Source organism: Nitrococcus sp. (assembly GCF_059432795.1).
The window spans coordinates 1-18490 of sequence record NZ_JBXWZQ010000100.1; the positions used below are offsets into that span (position 1 = coordinate 1).

An 18490-nucleotide genomic window follows, 5' to 3' on the forward strand; every position below is an offset into this window, starting at 1 on the left:
TTTTGCTGGTCGATGTATTGGTTGGCCTCGTCGGCAAGCGCCATGATCTCGCGTACGACCCGCGCGTACTCGCGCTTCTCGTAGAGCTCGGCGATTTGCGCCCCTCGCGCCGTGAACTTGCGGTACAGTGCCGGAGCAGCAAGCGTTTCAGACAACTCCCCCGCAAAGCGCTTTTCGATGAAACCCGCGCAGCGGCTCGCAATGTTGACCAGCTTACCGACCAGATCGGCGTTCACCCGCTGCGCGAAATCCTCCAGGTTCAAATCGAGATCGTGGACACCGCTTCCCAGTTTCGCCGCGAAGTAGTAACGCAGGTATTCGGCCTTGAGGTGGCGCAGATAGGTGCGGGCAGTGATGAAGGTGCCGCGCGACTTTGACATCTTCTGGCCATTGACGGTGAGGAAGCCGTGCGCGAACAGGCGGGTCGGCTTGCGGAAGCCGGAGCCCTCGAGCATGGCGGGCCAGAATAAAGCATGGAAGTAGACGATATCCTTGCCGATGAAATGATAAAGCTCGGTTTCCGAGTCGGCTCGCCAAAAGGCGTCGAAATCGAGATCGGCACGGTCGCAGAAATTCTTGAAGCTCGCCATGTAGCCAATCGGGGCATCGAGCCAGACATAGAAGTACTTGTTAGGGGCATCGGGAATCTCGAAGCCAAAGTAGGGCGCGTCTCGGGAAATATCCCAGGATTTCAAGCCTTCCTCGAACCACTCCTTGAGTTTGTTGGCGACCTCTTCCTGCGTGTGCCCCGGACTGGTCCATTCGCGTAACATGCCCTCAAAATCCTGGAGCCGGAAAAAGAAGTGCTCCGAGCTCCGTTCGGTCGGGCGCGCGCCGGAAATCACGGAAACCGGATCCTTGAGCTCGCCGGGGGAGTAGCTGGCACCGCAAACCTCGCAGTTGTCACCGTATTGATCCGGCGCCGCACAACGAGGACACGTGCCCCGGATGTAGCGATCCGGCAGGAACATGTCCATCTGCGAGTCATAGGCTTGGGTGATTTCGCGTCGTTCGATGTGCCCGGCATCGCGCAGGCGCTCGTAGATCAAGGTGGCGAAGTATCGGTTCTCTGCGGAGTGCGTCGTATAATAGTTGTCGAACTCGATCAGAAAATCCGTGAAATCCCTGCGGTGTTCCGTGCCGAAGCGTTCGATCAGCTCCTCGGGAGTGATGCCCTGCTCGCGCGCCTTGAGCATGATGGGCGTGCCGTGAGCGTCGTCGGCGCAGACGTAGTAGCACTCGTTACCCTGCAGTCTCTGAAAACGAACCCAGATGTCCGTTTGGATGTACTCGACCAGATGACCGAGATGGATCGGCCCATTCGCATACGGCAGGGCGCTTGTGACCAATATTTTTCGCGTCATAGTCGCAGCCGGTCCGGCGTTGCTCAATTGGCAAGCAAGCAATCAATCAATTATGCCAGATCCAGCCGGTCCTTACCGAAAACGGATCGCTTTTGGCGGCCTTCGGCAGAGCGGATCAACGCCGGAGCGTGGCTGGCGCACAACGGCGCACGGAAGCACTCTGAGGCGATCTTCCCGCTGTGACATTCGAGGTGGGAGCGCTAGCCGATGACATGCCAGGGTCGCTAGGGGATGGGTCTGCCGAGCAGATCGGCGGCTGCCTCCGTGAGAGTGGCGCGCTATCTCGCGCACCGACCTGTCGTGCCACGAGTGTCTGTCTTTGCGGGTGAAGACAAGGAAGGCGAGTTCGGGAATGCCTGCCTTGGGTGGGGGTTCTTCGTTCGAAGGAATTTCTAAGCCCCCACCCGCTCCGCAAGAGCCGTTTGACACTAGCGCTCAAATCACCGGACGCGACTCCCATGGCGCCGATGTGCTCGTCGCGCGAATGAAAAGTGGCGTTTGCATGTTCCCTTTCCCGACATCGTGAAAATTAGCGTAACGCCGAAAGCGCTAGGCATTTGAGAGCTTGCTCTCCCGAAAGGTCAGATGTCAGAGTAATCGCTTCCGCTGGTGCTCCAGAAGTGCGGGTCATGATCCGTCATGAGCCATTCCTTGATCTGTTGATCCGCCTCTTCCTTGCTGATCCCGTAGACTTTCTGAATTTTTCCGGCGAGTTCCTCGTAAAATCCTCCCGCCAAATGATCCAGATCCTCATGGGTGAACTCGCCCCAGCGCTGGCGCAGCCTACCCTTGAAGATATGCCAATTGCCGCTCATTCTGTGCCAGCTGTCGCTGACTTGATCGCGGTACATCATCTCGTCTCTGTGTATGTGCGGCATTTCCGCCTCCACCATGCTCGCATGGATCGACCGGAAAACAGAGTGGTGATAGGCTCCTTAGTGGCTCCTACACACTGAAATTATAGTGTCAATAGCGTTATTTTCCTGGCAGGGCGTCCTGCGTCGATTCGCGGGAAGTTCGTGAACGAACGTGGGGACAGAGATGACGACGGCTTGCCGTAAGCAGCGGTATGCCAGTCGATACTGGCGGATGCGCGAGCGTATTGCCTACTTGTGCGCTGCGCCCCTGGCACATTCGCCCGTGAAGGAGGCCAAATGACAATCCACCTGTAAAAAAACGGGCCGATGGTGGGCGAGAAACAGTGACGGGCCTCGCAATGCGCGAATTTTTACGTGCCGCGGCGATACACCTGCCGGCCTCGGCTTGCACGGGGATGCATCCGCAAGCCTTGTTCGGGTGGGGGCGACTCAACTACTACGAAAATTTTCCCCCACCCGCCAAGGCAAGAGAAACTTTGCCTGTGTCCACTCAACATTATTGTGAGCTTACTGCTGTGCTGTTTTTGGCTAAAGAGTCAAACACTCGATCCTCCGCCGGCACCCCCGCTCGCTGCACTGCTGCTCCAGAGATGCGGATCATGATCACTCATTAACCATTCCTTGATCTCCCGATCCGCCTCTTTCTTGCTGATGCCATAGATCGTCTGGATCTTTCCGGAGAGCTCTTCCTCAAACCCGCCGACGATATGATCCAAATCCTCGTTGGTGAACTCTCCCCAGCGCTGCCTCATCTTGCCCTTGAAGATATGCCAGTTGCCTGTTATCTGATCCTTGTACATAGTGGCCTCCGCCATGCTCACATGGATCGGTCAGAAAGCACCCTAGGCAATCCTTGTCCCTACTACCGTAGTATCCGTACACGTCCCCAAGTATAGTTTTCAGATTCATTTTTTCCTGGGGCTGGGGAGGCATCCATGGTTCCGCTGCGCCGCGCAAGCGGCAGACGGGGCACTTTCCACGATGTCGCGCAGGGCGCCCCGAGCAGCATGAGCTACGCTCCGCGGTGGTCAGGGCGCAAACCCGTTACTGCCGATACGTTGAGTCGTTGACTGCCGCGCAGATGCACTCTACGACCTGCTCCTGTGTCAAGCGGTTGCAGTCGATGACGATATCGGCGTGTTGCTCGTAGAGGGGGATGCGCTCGGCGAAGACGTCGGCGAGCGTCTGGTGCGCCGCCTTGGCGATTCCGCGGCTGCTGAGATTGGTCACGCGGCGCGTCAGCGTCGAAAAATCGACCTTGAGATAGACGATGATCCCGTGCCGGCGCAACGCGGCCATGGCCCGTTCGCTGTAGGCGGCACTGCCTCCGGTCGCGATGACGTGATGGCGCAACGCGAGTTGCGATAGCTCGCGCTCCTCGATGGCGCGCAGAGTCAGGTGCCCCTCTTGGTCAACGATCTCCTGCAGGGTACGCCCCTCGGCGCTTTGAATGACGACGTCGGTGTCGACGAAATTCTTGGCAAGCTGCTTGGCCAGCAAAACGCCGATCGTGCTTTTGCCGGCACCGGGCATGCCAATCAGCACGATGTTGTCGCGGTCATCGGCCATGGAGGTCCCCCATGAGCTGCTGCGCTGGTGGTGTGCCAACGCGCAATAGCGCCAGAAATGCCGACGAAGCGCAACTGGGCGTGCGCTATCGCCTCGGTGTAATGCGCCTGTATTTTTTGGATTCTTTGCGGCGTTAGAATCTAGGCGATAAACGGGTGATCGTGTCTAGAAGGAGCACAGTCATGGCCGAGATAGACCGCACGGCGATCGAGCAGGCGATAGCGCGGTGGACCGAGCCTTACTCGGAGACGGACCTGCTCACGGCCGGGGCGGTCGAGGAGATCGCCATCGAGGATAGCCACGTTCGCATTGTTGTGCGTTTGGGCTTTCCGGCCGAGCGTTACCGCTTGCAGCTGCATGAAGCCTTGGCAGCTGCGCTGGCCGCGGCCTTCCCCGACGCAACCATCGATGTCGAGATCCGCTGGCGGATCACCTCCCGCGCGGTGCAGGCGAAGTTGAAGCCGCTGGAGAACGTGCGCAACATCATCGCGGTCGCCTCTGCCAAGGGCGGGGTCGGCAAATCGACTGTCGCGGCGAACCTCGCCTTGGCGCTGGCCGGCGAAGGTGCCCGGGTTGGCGTGCTCGATGCCGATATCTACGGTCCAAGTCAGCCCCGCATGATGGGGGTAGTCGGTCGGCGCCCCGAGAGCCCCGACGGCAAGCACATTACGCCGCTGGAAAGTTATGGGGTTCAGGTCATGTCCATTGGCTTTCTCATCGAAGAGGAGTCGCCGATGGTCTGGCGCGGCCCTATGGTCACCCAGGCGTTGACCCAGTTGCTCAACGAGACGCAATGGCAGGATCTCGATTACCTCATCGTGGATCTGCCGCCGGGTACGGGTGATATTCAGCTCACGCTCGCGCAGCGCGTGCCCGTCGCCGGCGCCGTAGTGGTGACGACCCCACAGGAGATCGCAACGCTCGATGCCCGCAAGGGGATTCGCATGTTCCAGAAGGTCAATGTGCCCGTGCTCGGCGTGCTCGAGAATATGAGCCTGCATGTGTGCAGCCAGTGCGGTCATGAGGAGCATATCTTCGGCGAGGGCGGCGGCAAACGTCTGGCCGAGCAGGAAGGCGTCAATTTGCTCGGTGCGTTGCCGCTGGACAGCGGGATCCGGGAGCACGCCGATAATGGCCGCCCGAGCGTGGTCGCACAGCCCGACGGTCGCATCGCCGACCTCTATCGACAAGCGGCTTTACGCACGGCGGCAAAGCTCTCTAGACTCGCTGCGGCGAGATCGAGCCCATTCCCCCGGATCGTAGTGGAAGACTGAATCCACGGGGTGGTCTTGGTGCATGAAAAAAACCCTCGCGCAGACACTCCGAGGCAAGTCTACGGATGAGTATCAAACCCGACAGCTGGATCCGGCGCATGGCGTTGGAAGGCATGATTGAGCCGTTTGAGCCGGAACAAGTCCGGCAAACGCCGGCAGGCAGGCTGATTTCCTATGGCACCTCGAGCTACGGCTACGATGTGCGGTGCGCCGATGAGTTCAAGATTTTTACCAACATCAACTCGGCGATTGTTGATCCCAAGCGCTTCGACGAGTCGAGCTTCGTGGACGTCAAGGCGGATGTTTGCATCATTCCGCCCAATTCCTTCGCATTGGCCCGCACGATCGAATTTCTGCGCATTCCACGCAGTGTCCTTACGATCTGTCTGGGCAAGTCCACCTATGCCCGCTGCGGAATCATCGTCAACGTGACACAGCTCGAGCCTGAATGGGAGGGCCACGTTACGTTGGAATTCTCGAACACGACGCCGTTGCCAGCGAAAATCTACGCGCACGAGGGCGTGGCGCAGATGCTGTTCCTGGAATCCGATGAGGTTTGTGAGCGCTCCTACAGGGATCGCAGCGGGAAATACATGGGCCAGCGCGGCGTTACCCTGCCACGCCCCTGACCGCGAGCGAAACGCGCTTCTCGCTCGGGGTGTGCGTGAGACGCGACGCCGGCCCCCCACCGCGGCTCATCGGCTGGCCCGCGGCCGGGGAAGTTCATTGGCTAAAGCGTTTCCAATTCATCATCCTCGGATACCACCAGCGGTCGCTCTTGACGTTGCCCTCGATACCATACCGCGCCGTCTCGCATTGCGACCCGCCCCTCGGCGATCCAGCGTACGGCGAGCGGATAGATTCGGTATTCCTGGTGCTGAACCCGTTGCTGCAGCGAATCGGGGCTATCATCCGCTTTTATGGGTACCCGAGCCTGGACGATGACGGGCCCGGCATCGAGCGCCGGTATCACATAATGCACACTGCAACCGTGCTCGCTGAAACCCGCTTGCAGTGCCCGTTCGTGAGTGTGCAAGCCGCGCAAGTCGGGCAGCAGCGAAGGGTGAATGTTGACGAGACGTCCCTCGAAGGCGCAAAGGAACGCGGACGTTAGGATCCGCATAAAGCCGGCCATGATCACCAAATCGGCACGGTAGCGCTGCACGCGTCCACGCAAGGCAACGTCGTAGTGCTCCCGGCTGGCGAAATCCCGGTGCGAGAGCGTTTCGTGCTGGATTCCGGCCCGTTCGGCGCGGACGAGTCCATAGGCGTCGGCGCGAGTGCTGATCACAGCCTGGATGTCGATCGGCAGTCGCCCTTGGCGTTGGCCGTCGATCAAAGCCTGGAGATTGCTGCCATGGCCGGAGATCAGCACGACAACGCGCAGCGGTACGCCAAGCATTGCCTACTCCTCGATCCGCACCAGTGGCTTGTCGGTGGACCCTGGGGACACCTCGCCGAGCCACCAGGCGCTCTCGCCGACGCCGTGCAATATCCGCAGGGCGTGATCGACGTGCTGCGGTGCGAGCGCAGCCACCATGCCGACTCCGCAATTGAAGACTCGGTACATCTCCTGGCGATCGATGTTTCCCTCGCGCTGCAGCCAGCTGAAGATCTCGGGCCACTCCCAGGAGCGAGCATCGATCCGTGCCTCGGTCTTAGGCGGCAGAACGCGCGGTAGATTCTCCAGCAGCCCGCCGCCGGTGATATGGCAGAGCGAGCGAATCTCCACCTCCGCGAGCAGCGAGCGTACGGCGCGGGCGTAGATGCGGGTCGGGGCCATCAGCCGCTCCGCCAGGCCTTGGTCATCGAACTCGGTGGTGAGCGTGATCCCGCGGGTTTTGAGAATGTGGCGAGCCAGCGAGTAGCCGTTGGAATGCGGGCCGCTGGAGGCGATTCCGATCAGCGCATCACCCGGCTGGACACGGCTGCCATCAATGATGGCCGCCTTTTCCACGATACCCACCCCAAAGCCCGCCAGATCATAGTGCTTGCCCGTGTAAATGCCGGGCATCTCCGCGGTCTCACCGCCGATGAGCGCGGCACCGGCTTCGCGACATCCCCGGGCAATGCCCCCGATCACCCGTTGGGCGACCGCCAGATCGAGTCGGCCAGTTGCGAAATAATCGAGGAAAAACAACGGTTCGGCGCCCGTGACGAGAATGTCGTTGACGCACATGGCCACGAGGTCGACGCCAATCGCTTCATGGCGGTCGGTTGCGATCGCCAGTTCCAGCTTGGTGCCGACCCCGTCAGTGCCGCAGACCAACACCGGGTTGCGGTAGCGCTGCATGGGCAGCTCAAAGAGCCCGCCGAATCCGCCGAGTCCGCTCAATACCTCAGGGCGCGTGGTGGTTGCAACATCCGGTTTGATGCGTTCCACGAGCTGCGCGCCGGCGTCGATATCCACCCCGGCGTCCCGATACGTAAAGCGTGTTCGAGATTCATCATCAGCCACGCCACGCCTCCTCCGCAAAAGCGGTCATGATAATCTGCGCTTTTAGCAATATAAATGCCGCGCCGCGATCGCATACGGCGTTCGTGCTAACGTAATCGGTGCCAAACGAGCCTCGGCGGAGTGTGACGAATAGATATGTGCAGGTGGATCGAGGCCGGTCCCGCGGCGAGGGCGCTCATACTAAGCTTTGCCCTGGTTTTTCTGTATGCGGGAACAACGCGTACGGCGATTGGGCAGGGTCTGCTCGCGGCGCGCGTACCAGTGGCCGATCAAAGTGCTGATGCCCGTGAAGATGCGCTTCAAACCGCAATCACGCAGGTTTTGATGCGATTGAGTGGACGTGCGGATATCGCCCGCGCGGCCGCGGTGAGCGAGTTGATTGCGAATCCCCAGCAACATTTACAACAATTCTACTACGAGGGCGGTGAAGGCGGTGGACTCGAGCTGGTTGCACGTTTCGACGCGCAGAATCTGCGTCGCGCCTTAACCCAGCGGCAAATCCCCATTTGGCAGACGGATCGGCCACCGGTGCTGGTCTGGTTTGCATTCGACTCCGGAAAGGAACGCGCGCTGATCAACGCGGCGGGAGCGTACCGTCAGCCCCTCGAGGCGCTGCGTCTGGCCGTTATGCAGCTTGGCATACCCGTCATCTTTCCAATGTTGGATCTCGAAGACCGCCAGGGCGTGCAATACAGCGATGTCGCCGGGGGATTCAGCGAGCCCGTGCTGAAGGCTTCACGCCGCTATGCGACCGATTGGGTATTGATGTTGCGGGTCGCACCGAATGACACCGGTTGGCATGCGCGCTGGTTGCTGCACCACGAAGGCGCCCATACTCGCTGGCAAAGCGGGGGCGCCGGCCTTGAGGAGGCGTTGAAGCAAGGGGCGCAGACACTGGCAGCCGGTCTGCGCCCAAGCTTTGCAGCCGTACCGGATCTGGACGCCTCCACCCAGATGCGTATCCGGATTGGCGGGATCGACTCGCTGGAGCGGTTCGCTGCGCTCGAGCAGTTGTTATCGAAGCTGCCCGGAGTGGCTGCCGCCCGCTTGCTCCGTACCGGCCCGGATTGGGTAGGAATGCAGCTCTCGTTGAATGGTGCCCGCAATCGTCTCGAGCAGGCATTGCGTCGCCATCCACGGTTGGAGCCGGTCGCGACACGGGCCGTAACCGGCTCCGATGAGTACGGCGCAGACGGCGCGGCGCCGGCTGACAGTGAGCCGACCTATCGATTGAGCAGGTGAATCGCGGCTGACAGCCTCGCTCTGGCAGGCTAGGAGAAATGCGATGACGGGCCTCATGGGAGCGCGATGAGGTGAGTCGAGGCGAGGCGAGAGAAGACGCGCCAGTCGGGTGGGCTCCAATGATCGAACCATGGTTGCGATGACGGGAACAGGAAGCAGCGGGCAGGGCTGTGGCCAGCAATTGGCCCTGGATTTCAAATGGGATGAACGTTCCGATTTCACGGGGTTCGTCGCCGGCCCAAACGCCGAGGCGCTAGCGGCGATGCAACGCAGCGCCACGGGCGGTCATCGGCGCCTGATTTATCTCTACGGCGAATCTGGCGTGGGTAAGTCGCACTTGTTGCAGGCGGCTTGCAGCGAAGCCGCCGCTCAAGGTTTGTCCGTGGCTTATCTTCCTCTTGCTCAGATGATGAGCCTTTCCCCTCAGCTCTTGCAGGGATTGGAGGGTGTCGATGTGGCGGCACTCGACGATTTGGACCGCTTGGCGGAGGCGATCGAGTGGCAGCACGCGGTCTTTCATCTGTTCAATCGGCTCCAAGAGGCGGGCCGCGAGCTGCTCATGGCGGCACCGCGTCGGCCGGCCGGATTGGGCCTCACCTTGCCCGATCTTATCTCGCGCCTGCAATCGGGCTTGATTCTTCGCCTTGAGAAGCTCGGGGACGAAGGCAATGTGCTGGCCCTGTGCTGGCGTGCGCAAAGCCGTGGGCTGGAGCTGCCTAAGGAGGCGGCGCACTACTTGCTCAATCATTGCCGTCGCGACACGGGTCATTTACTGCGCTTGCTCGACGAACTCGATTCGGCATCGCTGCGCGCACAGCGCCGCCTCACAGTGCCGTTTCTCAAGAAAGTGCTGGCTGCCAGAGCCGGTAGCGATTAGTGCCAGGCAATGACGCAGGCGGCTGCGCGAGGCAGCCGCTGATTGCGCTGAATGATTCTAGTCAACGAGCAAAGGGGGCGCCGCCGCGTGGCGTGGTCCTTACAGGACTTCGAGAACGGCTTCCGGTGGGCGGCCAATTGCCACTTTCCCATTGCTCACCACGATTGGGCGCTCGATCAATCGGGGGTATTGAATCATCGCTCGGATGAGCTCTTCGCGTGTCAACGAGTCACGATTCAGGTCTTTGTCGCGGTATTCGGGCTCATTGCGGCGCATCAACTCGCGTGGGGAGAAGCCCAGGCCGGCGAGTATTTCCTCGAGTTCCGCCTCGGTGGGCGGGGTTTTCAGGTATTCGATGATTTCAGGCTCGATGCCACGTGCCCGAAGCAACTCGAGTGTGGCACGAGATTTCGAGCAGTTGGGATTGTGATAAATGCGCGCGACCATAAGTACCTCCGAGAACCCGGCGAATCTGATACGTGCCGGACCGAGATGATACCGCTTTCGCGAAGCGAACGCCTATTTGCCGGTCCGGGTTCGGGCGGAGACCCCGAACGCTTTCGCTACCGGCAGGACTCGGGGGAGCAAAGAGGGACGCAGCGCTGTCACAAAGAGTGCAGCTTGGACTAGAATGGCGGCGGAATGGCGTTTTGCCGTGGAATGCCGGGTAAACGATCAACTCAGAGAGTGCGGTTGCGGTGCATGAGTAAGGAAAGGGGGGCGGTGCGGGGCGTCCTGCTTGCTGCAACGGCGGCCGCGGTCCTTTGGGCGGCTGGCTGTGCCACGCCGGCGAAGGAGTCTGAGGAGGCACCGGTGCAGGAAATGAGCGACGCGCGCCAAGCCATTGAGGCGGCTCGCGCGGCGGGAAGTCCGCACTATTCGTCCGAGCGGTTCCGGCAAGCGCAGAGCCTGATGGAGCAGGCCATGCTGAGCTTGTATCGGGGTGAGTATCAAAAGGCGCGCCGCGCCGCCCTTGCGGCCCGGGCGCAGGCAATCGCCGCACGCAAAGCGGCGTTGGCGGTGCAACAACCGCCCTAGCGGCACGAGGCGGAGCGAATCGCCCTCTCGTGGGGCACGATATTGGTTGCAATATAACTAAGAAACTCCGATAGTCTTCGCGCAATTCATATGGGATCATCGCGTGTCGGCCATGAGTACACGGTGTATCCGCTGTTACGTCTCCGGAAAGGTACAGGGTGTTTTCTATCGGGCCAGCGCTCGTGAGCAGGCGCTTGAGCTGGGTCTGCGCGGCTATGCCCGGAATCTTCCGGACGGGCGGGTGGAAGTATTAGCGTGTGGTGAGCCGGCAGCAATTGATGTGTTGATTGCGTGGCTTCGGCAGGGGCCGCCACAGTCCCTGGTTACGGGTTTGGAGGTCGAAACCGCAGCGGAGCCGCCTGGGCAGGGATTTGCCATTGATTGAAGCTTGACTAGGAATAAATTGTACTCAAAATCGGCCTAGTGCATTTACTTAACCCAAAAAATATGTTATCATCGAGGATGGCGTTACGCGGCGAGCATGATTTAGTGCCCGACGGCCGGCCAGCGTGTTCGGGATGGGGGTGCTATTTTTCGTCGGTAATTTTGGTCCTCCAGAGGTTTTACGAGGGAACCATGAGAGCGAAGCTTTTGATCTTTCTTGGCTTGATGATCGCAGCGGCCACTGCGGTACAAGCCGCAGGTAATCCGGCGAAGGGTCGGCAGAAAGCACAGACTTGTTTGGGCTGCCATGCTGTACCGGGCTATCGTTACCCGGGCCCACCGACTTACCACGTGCCACGCGTGGGCGGGCAGCATGCTGCGTACATTGTCTCTGCGCTTCAGGAATACAAGAACGAAGACCGCGAGAATCCGACGATGCGTGCCCAAGCGAAAAAGTTGAGCACGCAGGATATGGAGGACATCGCGGCCTATATGTCTCAGGCCGGGACGTCGAGCCGATAACGATTTGGGGAGTAGTAAGACTATGAAGCGTGGACTTGTTTATTCGCTCGGCCTCCTCTTTTGCGTGCTCTTCTCTGCCCAGGCTTTCGCCATTGAATATGGTGATGCCGACGCAGGTGGCCAGAAATACCAACAGAAAGGGTGCACCAATTGCCATGGCAAGGGTGGGCGCAGCAATGCTCCAACCTTTCCCATCCTGGCTGGCCAGTACTCGGACTACTTGGTCCATGCCCTCAAGGGGTACAAGGAGGGCAAGCGCAAGAATCCCGTGATGTCGGGAATGGCGGGTGGTCTCTCGGAAGCCGATATGTACGACATTGCAGCGTATCTCTCCAAACAGCGGAGCTCGCTTAGCGTTTTGGGTGAGTGAGATAGAGATCATCTGTTGCGCAAGCGCAGCAAATCTCGCATAGAGACCGAGAAAAAAGATTTGCTGCAAATCAAAAAAAGGGGCGCTCTCTCGGGGGCGCCCCTTTTTTTATCCGCGCTCATCTAAAGGGGAAAAGACCGAAAGCAATATGATTGTTTCTCGTCTGGCCTTCCGCTGTCGTCCAAATTAATTTGGCCGCGGAGTGGCTGCGTACCGTGTGCAACCGATGCTGAGCGCGACAAATTTTATAGTGTCGCTTGACGCAAAACTCAGTGCTCATGGCCATGTCCATGATCATGGCTGTGACCATGGTCGTGGTCGTGGTCGTGGTCGTGGTCGTGGTCGTGGTCGTGGTCGTGGCTGTGATCATGGTCGTGCGTGGCGGCCTCGGGCGGGCTATAACGCGTCCGTTTCGCTCTGCGCGGGGGTGCCACGTAGCCGCGCTCTAACTCGTTTTCCGTGGCGTCGCGGACTTTGTTCACGGTGCCCGTAAATTCCAGCGTTTGGCCAGCCAACGGGTGGTTGGTGTCCAGCGTGATGGTCTGCTCCTCCTCGTCAACCTCGATGATGGTGACCGTCTCGAGACGCTTTTTGTCCTCGCTTTGCGCCTGAAATTGCATCCCGGCCTCGATTTGTTCAATGCCCTTGAAAATCTCGGCCGTCACCTTCTGTTGCAGGTTTTCATCGCGCTCGCCGTAGCCCTCCTCCGGCGGGACGGTTATGTCGAATTGGTCGCCGTCAGTCTTGCCCTCCAGTGCTTTCTCCAAGCCGGGGATGATATTGCCCGCGCCATGGAGGTATTCCATGGGTTTGTCCTCCGGAGTGATGTAGCGGATCACCCCGTTTGTGCGCAGCGTATAATTGATTGTCACGACCTTGCCTTTGGCAATTCGCATATCTAACCTCAGATTGGCTTTATATAGCGATGACCGCAGAGTATACCCTTCACCCTCAATGATCCCAAGCACGCACCGGGCAAGGCCTTGCGGGCTGTCCGCGCGGTTGCGGCGAGGACATGAGCCGGCTGATGCGCGCCATTGTCCGCTTAGCGCGCCCGGTCACGCACGCATCGAGGTGTGATCCAGCGAATGACGGTAAAGGCGCAATCCGGGCCGCTGCGCTCCGGCTTTGTCTAGCTGCGGCCTCGTCGCGGCTGCGGGTGTGGATTTATTTCGAGATGTTCAGGCGGTACCGTTCGGCAAGCTCGGCGATCCGGCTGCGTGCTTCTGGAGAGATGTCTTGAAACTCAAACCCGGAATTGTGAAAAATCGCGTTGCGATCTTTACGTGTCCAAACGCAGCGCGCATCAACGTCTATATGGCGACTGCCGTTAATCTCGTCGGCGAGCTCGATGCGCAGGGGGAAGAATTCCTCTCCCACCGGGTCGACCGTCTCCAACATGCCGCCGTCGACTGTCACGTCAGTCAAGTACCCGATCAGCTCTTCTGTTTCACGGTGATGTACCGGCAGAAACTTATCGACGACATCACGCGGTCTTCTACGTGCATCCTTCATGGCGCCTCCGGCCATACAAAAATAAGTTTAACTAAACTATGATTTGCCGGGTGTGCTTTGTCTATATAGCCGCTATGCCGATTTCTGACTCCTGAAACTGAACTGTCATCTATCGGCGCGCAAGACAAGTCATTCGTAGGATAGTTGAGAATACCACAGGCTGGGCCTTGTGGCCTGATTCCGATCGGGGCAGGCTCATCCCGGGAAAGGCTCTGGCCGGAGCGATCAGCGTAAGCGGTGTGGAGACATACGACCTTCTAGTCGTCGGTGGTGGTATCAACGGGGCCGGTATCGCTCGTGACGCCGCAGGGCGCGGTTTGCGCGTATTGCTCTGCGAGCAGGGCGATCTGGCGGGCTATACCTCATCGGCGAGCACCAAGCTTATTCACGGGGGGCTGCGCTACCTTCAGTACTACGAATTCAATCTGGTAACGAAGGCGCTGCGGGAGCGCGAGGTACTGCTGCGGATCGCTCCACACATTATCTCGCCGCTGCAGTTCGTCATGCCGCACAACGCCTCGCAACGCCCCAGCTGGATGATCCGCGCCGGCCTGCTGCTCTATGACCGTCTCGGCGAGCGCAAGCTGCTTCCGCCCTCCGCGGCAATCAAGCTGCGTTGGCACGCCGCCGGACGCGTGCTGGACCCGAGCTTGGTCAAGGGGTTCAGCTACTGGGACTGTCGCGTGCAGGACGCGCGCCTGGTGCTCCTTAATGCTATGGACGCCGCGCAGCGCGGCGCGACGGTGCTGCTGCGGACGCGCTGCGTTGAGGCGCATGCGCGAAGTCGCGAATGGTATGCCCTGTTGTGCGGCAACGGGTGGGAGCGCCAGGTGCGTGCGCGCGCTTTGGTCAACGCCACGGGACCCTGGGTCACCTCGTTCCTGGACGAGGCAGCTCACGTTCGAGGCCACCATTCGGTGCGCCTCGTCCAGGGCAGCCACATCGTCGTGCCGAAGTGTTTCGAGCACGATTATGCCTACATTTTTCAGAACGACGACGGACGAATCGTTTTTGCGATTCCCTTCGAGCAGGACTTCACACTGATCGGCACCACCGAAACGCCGTACCAGGGTGACCCGGCCGCGGCCCACCCTACCGAGGCTGAGATCGACTACCTTTGCCGGGCCGTGAGCCGCTATTTTCGAGAGCCGGTGCGGGCTTCGGAGGTCGTTTGGGCTTATAGCGGCGTGCGGTCTCTGTACGACGAGCGTGCCGCGGTCGATGCCTCGGCGGCAAGCCGCGATTATCTCGTTGATTGGCGCACCGAGCCGGCGCCGTTGCTTTCGGTGTTCGGCGGGAAGATCACCACTTACCGCCTCTTGGCAAGGGAAGCCCTGCTCAAGCTGAGCTCGGTGCTCTATTGTGATACCGCCGACTGGACAGGGCGGACGCCATTGCCGGGTGGCGACATTGCGGATGCCGACTTCGACGGATTCTATCGCGGGCTCGTCGCGCGCCATCGTTGGCTACCGCAAGCGCTGGCTCAGCGCCTGGCGCGCAGCTACGGCACCCGAGTGCACCAGATTTTAGGTGGTGCACGCGGGCTCGACGGACTCGGCGAGCATTTCGGAGCCGGATTGTATGAATCGGAGTTGCGTTATCTGATCGATGCGGAGTGGGCCGTTACCGCCGCGGACGTGCTTTGGCGGCGCAGCAAGCTCGGGTTGCATCTGAGTAAAGCGCAGGCCGAGCGGGTTGCCCTATGGCTTGCCGCCCGCCAAACCGAGCACGAGGCCGCCGCAAACGCCAACCCGGCCGTCGCTGCGCGCAACCGCATCGAAGAGATGTGAATCAATCGCCTGCAAACCCAGTGGCGTGTTTCTAACGCGGGGCATAGAGGCGCGGTTTGCGGGCTCGCATGAGGACTGACGAGCGTTACGTATCATCCCGCTTCGCCGGGTTTGCGCCCGGCAAGGTACGCTCGAGCGCCATTGGCAAGGCTATGCTCCGGATGGCGGAAGCAGTTCGTGGTGTGATCCATGACCAAGCCGGCCGCCTGCATATAGGCGTAGCAAATGGTGCTGCCTGCAAACTGAAAGCCCCGGGCTTTCAGATCCTTCGACAGCGCGTCGGATCGAGCCGTGCTGGTTGGCACCTCGAGGTGATAACGCCAGTGATTGATGATCGGGCAGCCATCCACGAAGCGCCACAGGTAGGCATCGAAGCTGCCGAACGACTCCTGAACGCGTAGGAATGCGCGAGCGTTCGGGCGCAGCGCCTCGATTTTGCGCTTGTTACGGATAAGCCCCGGGTTGTGGAAAAGCGCCTGAATTTCTGCGTCGCTGAATTCAGCCACGCGTGCCGGCTCGAAACCCTGCAGCGCAGCGCGGTAGTTCTCCCGCTTTTGCAGCACGGTCAGCCAGCTAAGGCCCGCCTGCATTCCTTCCAGTATCAGTAGCTCGAACAGCGCCCGCTCGTCGTGCAGGGGAATCCCCCATTCATTATCGTGGTAATCGCGGTATAAGGGGTCGTTGCCACACCAGGCACAGCGTTGGCTCATGGCTCGGGCTCCTGCAATTGCATCAGCGAGCGTCATCCGCCACGGCCCGCTTTCGTGAGTCGCCGGGCAAGCCGGCGAGAGGGCGCCTCGGATTTACAATTTGTCTGCCGCTCCATAAGACCATCGCGACGGGTCGCATGGCAATGTCGGTTGAGCTTCCGGGTCAGCATAACGGATGGCTTGCCGTTCACCACGCTGGAAGAACCAACGCATTGCCTTGGTTCGAGTCGCAAAGGGTGTTGCCCTCGCCCCGGTGGGCCGTTCATCCGAATTGGTCCCGGTAGGACCGGTGATCGCTCGCGCGGGAGCGGTAACGTTCTCGCCTTTCAGCGAACGCCACGGAAACGCCCCCCGGGGTTCCTCCACAACCTGACATCTTCTCAATAATGTTCAGGGCCGCGCGCAACTTTGCCATACTAACCGAATGCTCGTTCGCGGCTGGGGCACCAGGGTGGTCGCAGACGGGGATTGCCCGCCCGGCATGGGAACTGACAGGGCGGTGGAACCTGCATGGTTTTCTGACGATGCGGTCGGCGGGGTCCGGCGGAGCCGGCCTCTTACAAGTCCGAGAAATGGAGATCGATAGCGACATGCGAGTCATTCGTTGTTTGGGGTTCTGGGTTACGCTCGCGCTAAGTGCTTCGCTCACGTTAACCGGCTGTGGGGGCTCGGGGGCGACGCCGGCCGAGCAAATCGCCACGGCCAAGCAGTATCTGGATCAGGGTAAGCTTCGCGCGGCTTTTATCGAGCTCTCGAACGCCTTGCAAAGAGAGCCGAACACGGTCGAGGCGCGATCGTTGCTCGCCCGGGTGGCGGTGAGGCTGGGCGATGGCGCGAAGGCCGAGAAGGAGATCACAAGGGCTGAGGCGCTCGGGCTCCCTGCGGCGCAAGTGCAGCCGACCCTGATCCAGGCGATATATCTTCGGGGGGAAGCCGACCGTGTGATTACAGAGTCCGCCGAGCTCGCCGCCGGTCTGTCGAAAGCCGACCAGGCAGCGATTCTCGGCTTGCGAGGCCAGGCGTTTTTGCGGAAACGCCGGTTCGAGCAAGCTGAGCAAGTGCTGAGTCGAGCGTTGGCGCTCGATGAGAACGCTAGCGAGGCGTTGGTCGGTACCGCCATGCTGCGCGGCAGTCGTGGGGAGTATGCGGAGGCGCGCCGCATTTTGGAGCGGGCGCGGGCGGCGCATCCCGATTCGCCTGAAGCCGCGAGCGTGCTGGGTGATCTGGAATTGACGGGCGGTCATTTGGAGGAGGCCGAGAAAGCCTTCAGCGAGGCCATTGAGCTGCGGCCGTACCTCAGTCTGGATACGGCCAAAAGGGCACTGGTGCGTCTGCGTCGTGGAGAGTATCAAGGGGCCGAGGCTGACCTCGGGGCATTGCGCAAACGCGGGTTTGAAGACCATCCGTACGTTCGTTACGTGGAGGGGATCAATCTCTTCCGTCAAAAAGATTACGAGTCGGCGTTGACCGCCTTCCGAATGAGCAATCAGAACGCGCCGTCGTTCGTGCCGGCCACGGTGTATCTGGCAATCACGCAACTCATGCTCGGCAACGCGGAACAGGCGCTGCAGTCGGCGGAATCGGCGTTCTCGAAGGCCCCGCGCTCGTTGACGGCGGCGCGGCTGCTGGGCTCCATCCATGTCGAGCGCTCGGAGTTCAAGGCCGCCGAAGATATTCTCCAGGCCGCGCTTAAGAACTCACCCGACAACGCGCAAATACTGCACATGCTGGCGACCGTCTCCCTCCTCGGGGGAAACACCCAAAGGGGCGTTGAATATTCGCAGCGACTCCTGGCTGCGAGCCCGGAGTCCCCGCAGGCGAGCAACGTGCTCATGCTGGCGAAGCTGATGGACCATCAGTCGCTTGACGGGGGTTCCAGCGCCGTTGAGTCCGGGATGCCCGCTAAAGCGGACGATTACACGCGGCGTTTTCTCCGGGCGGCGGAGGCAATGCGTAACGGCGACATAAAGCAGGTATTGGAGCGGGCAACGAAGCTTCATAAGCAATACCCCGACAGGGTGGACCCGCTCAAGCTGATGGCAGCCGCCCACCTTGCCTCGGGCCAGTGGGATAAGGCGAAAGCGGAGCTCGAGCGCGTTTTGGAGATCAGGCCGCAGGAGCCCTCGGCGACGAAAAACCTTGCCAAGGTGGCAGCGCATGAGGGTGATCTGAAACGCGCTCGGACACTGCTCGAGCCCTATCTGAAAGCCCGTCCCGCCGACGCCGAGGCGACGCTCCAACTCGCGACCATAGAGGCGCGGCTGGGTCAGCGGGGGCGCGGCATCGAGGTGCTTGAAAGGGCGTTGGATGCCAACCCGAAGGCATTGGCGGTGCGCGCGCGGCTGGCAAAGGAATACCTGGCGGCCGATCGTATCGAGGACGTGCTGAAAGTGAGCCGGGAATTGAGCGCGGATCAGTTCCGGGAGCAGCCGGTTTTACTGGAGGCGCGGGGCAGGGCGCTCATGCTCTCGGGTGATCCGAGCGGCGCGCAACGGGCGT

Annotated in this window: 20 protein-coding genes; 10 read left to right on the forward strand and 10 right to left on the reverse strand. The window is 60.6% G+C overall.

Going from position 1 to position 18490, the window contains the following annotated elements; genetic code table 11:
• From metG to AC52Q4_RS07365, 4 genes are all read right to left on the reverse strand, one after another.
• A partial coding sequence (gene metG / locus AC52Q4_RS07350) for a methionine--tRNA ligase (protein ID WP_495536152.1) occupies positions 1-1364 on the reverse strand: 1364 nt, incomplete at its 3' end.
• Positions 1365-1945: 581 nt separating this feature from the next.
• Positions 1946-2242, reverse strand: a complete 297-nt coding sequence (locus AC52Q4_RS07355; RefSeq protein WP_495536153.1) for a CsbD family protein — start codon at positions 2240-2242, stop codon at positions 1946-1948.
• A gap of 536 nt (positions 2243-2778) precedes the next feature.
• Complete coding sequence (locus AC52Q4_RS07360) at positions 2779-3042, reverse strand: CsbD family protein (protein ID WP_495536154.1); 264 nt, start codon at positions 3040-3042, stop codon at positions 2779-2781.
• Between the two features lie 244 nt (positions 3043-3286).
• Positions 3287-3811, reverse strand: coding sequence for a shikimate kinase (locus tag AC52Q4_RS07365; protein ID WP_495536155.1), 525 nt, complete (start codon positions 3809-3811; stop codon positions 3287-3289).
• A 182-nt stretch (positions 3812-3993) separates the two neighbouring features.
• On the opposite strand from AC52Q4_RS07365, the gene apbC reads away from it, so the two are divergent.
• Entirely contained in the window at positions 3994-5085 is a 1092-nt protein-coding gene (apbC, locus tag AC52Q4_RS07370; protein ID WP_495536156.1) for an iron-sulfur cluster carrier protein ApbC, read from the forward strand.
• A gap of 65 nt (positions 5086-5150) precedes the next feature.
• Positions 5151-5714: a dCTP deaminase gene (dcd, locus tag AC52Q4_RS07375; protein ID WP_495536157.1), complete on the forward strand. Its 564-nt coding sequence runs from the start codon at positions 5151-5153 to the stop codon at positions 5712-5714.
• Between the two features lie 101 nt (positions 5715-5815).
• On the opposite strand, the gene purN is transcribed toward dcd, so the two are convergent.
• Both purN and purM read right to left on the reverse strand, forming a co-directional pair.
• Positions 5816-6487: a phosphoribosylglycinamide formyltransferase gene (gene purN / locus AC52Q4_RS07380; protein ID WP_495536158.1), complete on the reverse strand. Its 672-nt coding sequence runs from the start codon at positions 6485-6487 to the stop codon at positions 5816-5818.
• 3 nt (positions 6488-6490) lie between these two features.
• On the reverse strand, positions 6491-7543 hold the full coding sequence (gene purM, locus AC52Q4_RS07385) for a phosphoribosylformylglycinamidine cyclo-ligase (protein WP_495536159.1): 1053 nt from the start codon (positions 7541-7543) through the stop codon (positions 6491-6493).
• Between the two features lie 135 nt (positions 7544-7678).
• Between purM and AC52Q4_RS07390 the strand changes: the two genes are divergently transcribed.
• Both AC52Q4_RS07390 and hda read left to right on the forward strand, forming a co-directional pair.
• The gene (locus AC52Q4_RS07390; protein ID WP_495536160.1) at positions 7679-8785 is read left to right on the forward strand and encodes a DUF8605 domain-containing protein; all 1107 of its coding nucleotides are present in this window, start codon (positions 7679-7681) and stop codon (positions 8783-8785) included.
• A gap of 139 nt (positions 8786-8924) precedes the next feature.
• Positions 8925-9662: a DnaA regulatory inactivator Hda gene (gene hda, locus AC52Q4_RS07395; protein ID WP_495536161.1), complete on the forward strand. Its 738-nt coding sequence runs from the start codon at positions 8925-8927 to the stop codon at positions 9660-9662.
• A 99-nt stretch (positions 9663-9761) separates the two neighbouring features.
• Here hda and arsC read toward each other — a convergent pair whose 3' ends face one another.
• Positions 9762-10109, reverse strand: a complete 348-nt coding sequence (gene arsC / locus AC52Q4_RS07400) for an arsenate reductase (glutaredoxin) (RefSeq protein WP_495536162.1) — start codon at positions 10107-10109, stop codon at positions 9762-9764.
• A gap of 255 nt (positions 10110-10364) precedes the next feature.
• Here arsC and AC52Q4_RS07405 point away from each other — a divergent pair, with 255 nt between their 5' ends.
• From AC52Q4_RS07405 to AC52Q4_RS07420, 4 genes are all read left to right on the forward strand, one after another.
• Positions 10365-10700: a DUF4398 domain-containing protein gene (locus AC52Q4_RS07405; RefSeq protein WP_495536163.1), complete on the forward strand. Its 336-nt coding sequence runs from the start codon at positions 10365-10367 to the stop codon at positions 10698-10700.
• A 112-nt stretch (positions 10701-10812) separates the two neighbouring features.
• Complete coding sequence (locus AC52Q4_RS07410) at positions 10813-11085, forward strand: acylphosphatase (protein ID WP_495536164.1); 273 nt, start codon at positions 10813-10815, stop codon at positions 11083-11085.
• A gap of 191 nt (positions 11086-11276) precedes the next feature.
• The gene (locus AC52Q4_RS07415) at positions 11277-11606 is read left to right on the forward strand and encodes a c-type cytochrome (RefSeq protein WP_495536165.1); all 330 of its coding nucleotides are present in this window, start codon (positions 11277-11279) and stop codon (positions 11604-11606) included.
• Positions 11607-11628: 22 nt separating this feature from the next.
• Positions 11629-11976, forward strand: a complete 348-nt coding sequence (locus AC52Q4_RS07420; RefSeq protein WP_495536166.1) for a c-type cytochrome — start codon at positions 11629-11631, stop codon at positions 11974-11976.
• 269 nt (positions 11977-12245) lie between these two features.
• Here AC52Q4_RS07420 and AC52Q4_RS07425 read toward each other — a convergent pair whose 3' ends face one another.
• Positions 12246-12872 (reverse strand): FKBP-type peptidyl-prolyl cis-trans isomerase, encoded by a 627-nt coding sequence (locus AC52Q4_RS07425; RefSeq protein ID WP_495536167.1) that lies wholly within the window; start codon positions 12870-12872, stop codon positions 12246-12248.
• A 271-nt stretch (positions 12873-13143) separates the two neighbouring features.
• Positions 13144-13491, reverse strand: coding sequence for a PilZ domain-containing protein (locus tag AC52Q4_RS07430; RefSeq protein WP_495536168.1), 348 nt, complete (start codon positions 13489-13491; stop codon positions 13144-13146).
• A 239-nt stretch (positions 13492-13730) separates the two neighbouring features.
• Between AC52Q4_RS07430 and glpD the strand changes: the two genes are divergently transcribed.
• Positions 13731-15281: a glycerol-3-phosphate dehydrogenase gene (gene glpD, locus AC52Q4_RS07435; RefSeq protein WP_495536169.1), complete on the forward strand. Its 1551-nt coding sequence runs from the start codon at positions 13731-13733 to the stop codon at positions 15279-15281.
• Positions 15282-15373: 92 nt separating this feature from the next.
• Here the strand turns inward: glpD and AC52Q4_RS07440 are convergent, their stop codons facing one another.
• Entirely contained in the window at positions 15374-15991 is a 618-nt protein-coding gene (locus AC52Q4_RS07440) for a DNA-3-methyladenine glycosylase I (RefSeq protein ID WP_495536170.1), read from the reverse strand.
• 590 nt (positions 15992-16581) lie between these two features.
• Between AC52Q4_RS07440 and prsT the strand changes: the two genes are divergently transcribed.
• Positions 16582-18490 (forward strand): XrtA/PEP-CTERM system TPR-repeat protein PrsT (gene prsT, locus AC52Q4_RS07445; protein WP_495536171.1); only part of this gene is annotated, 1909 nt, incomplete at its 3' end.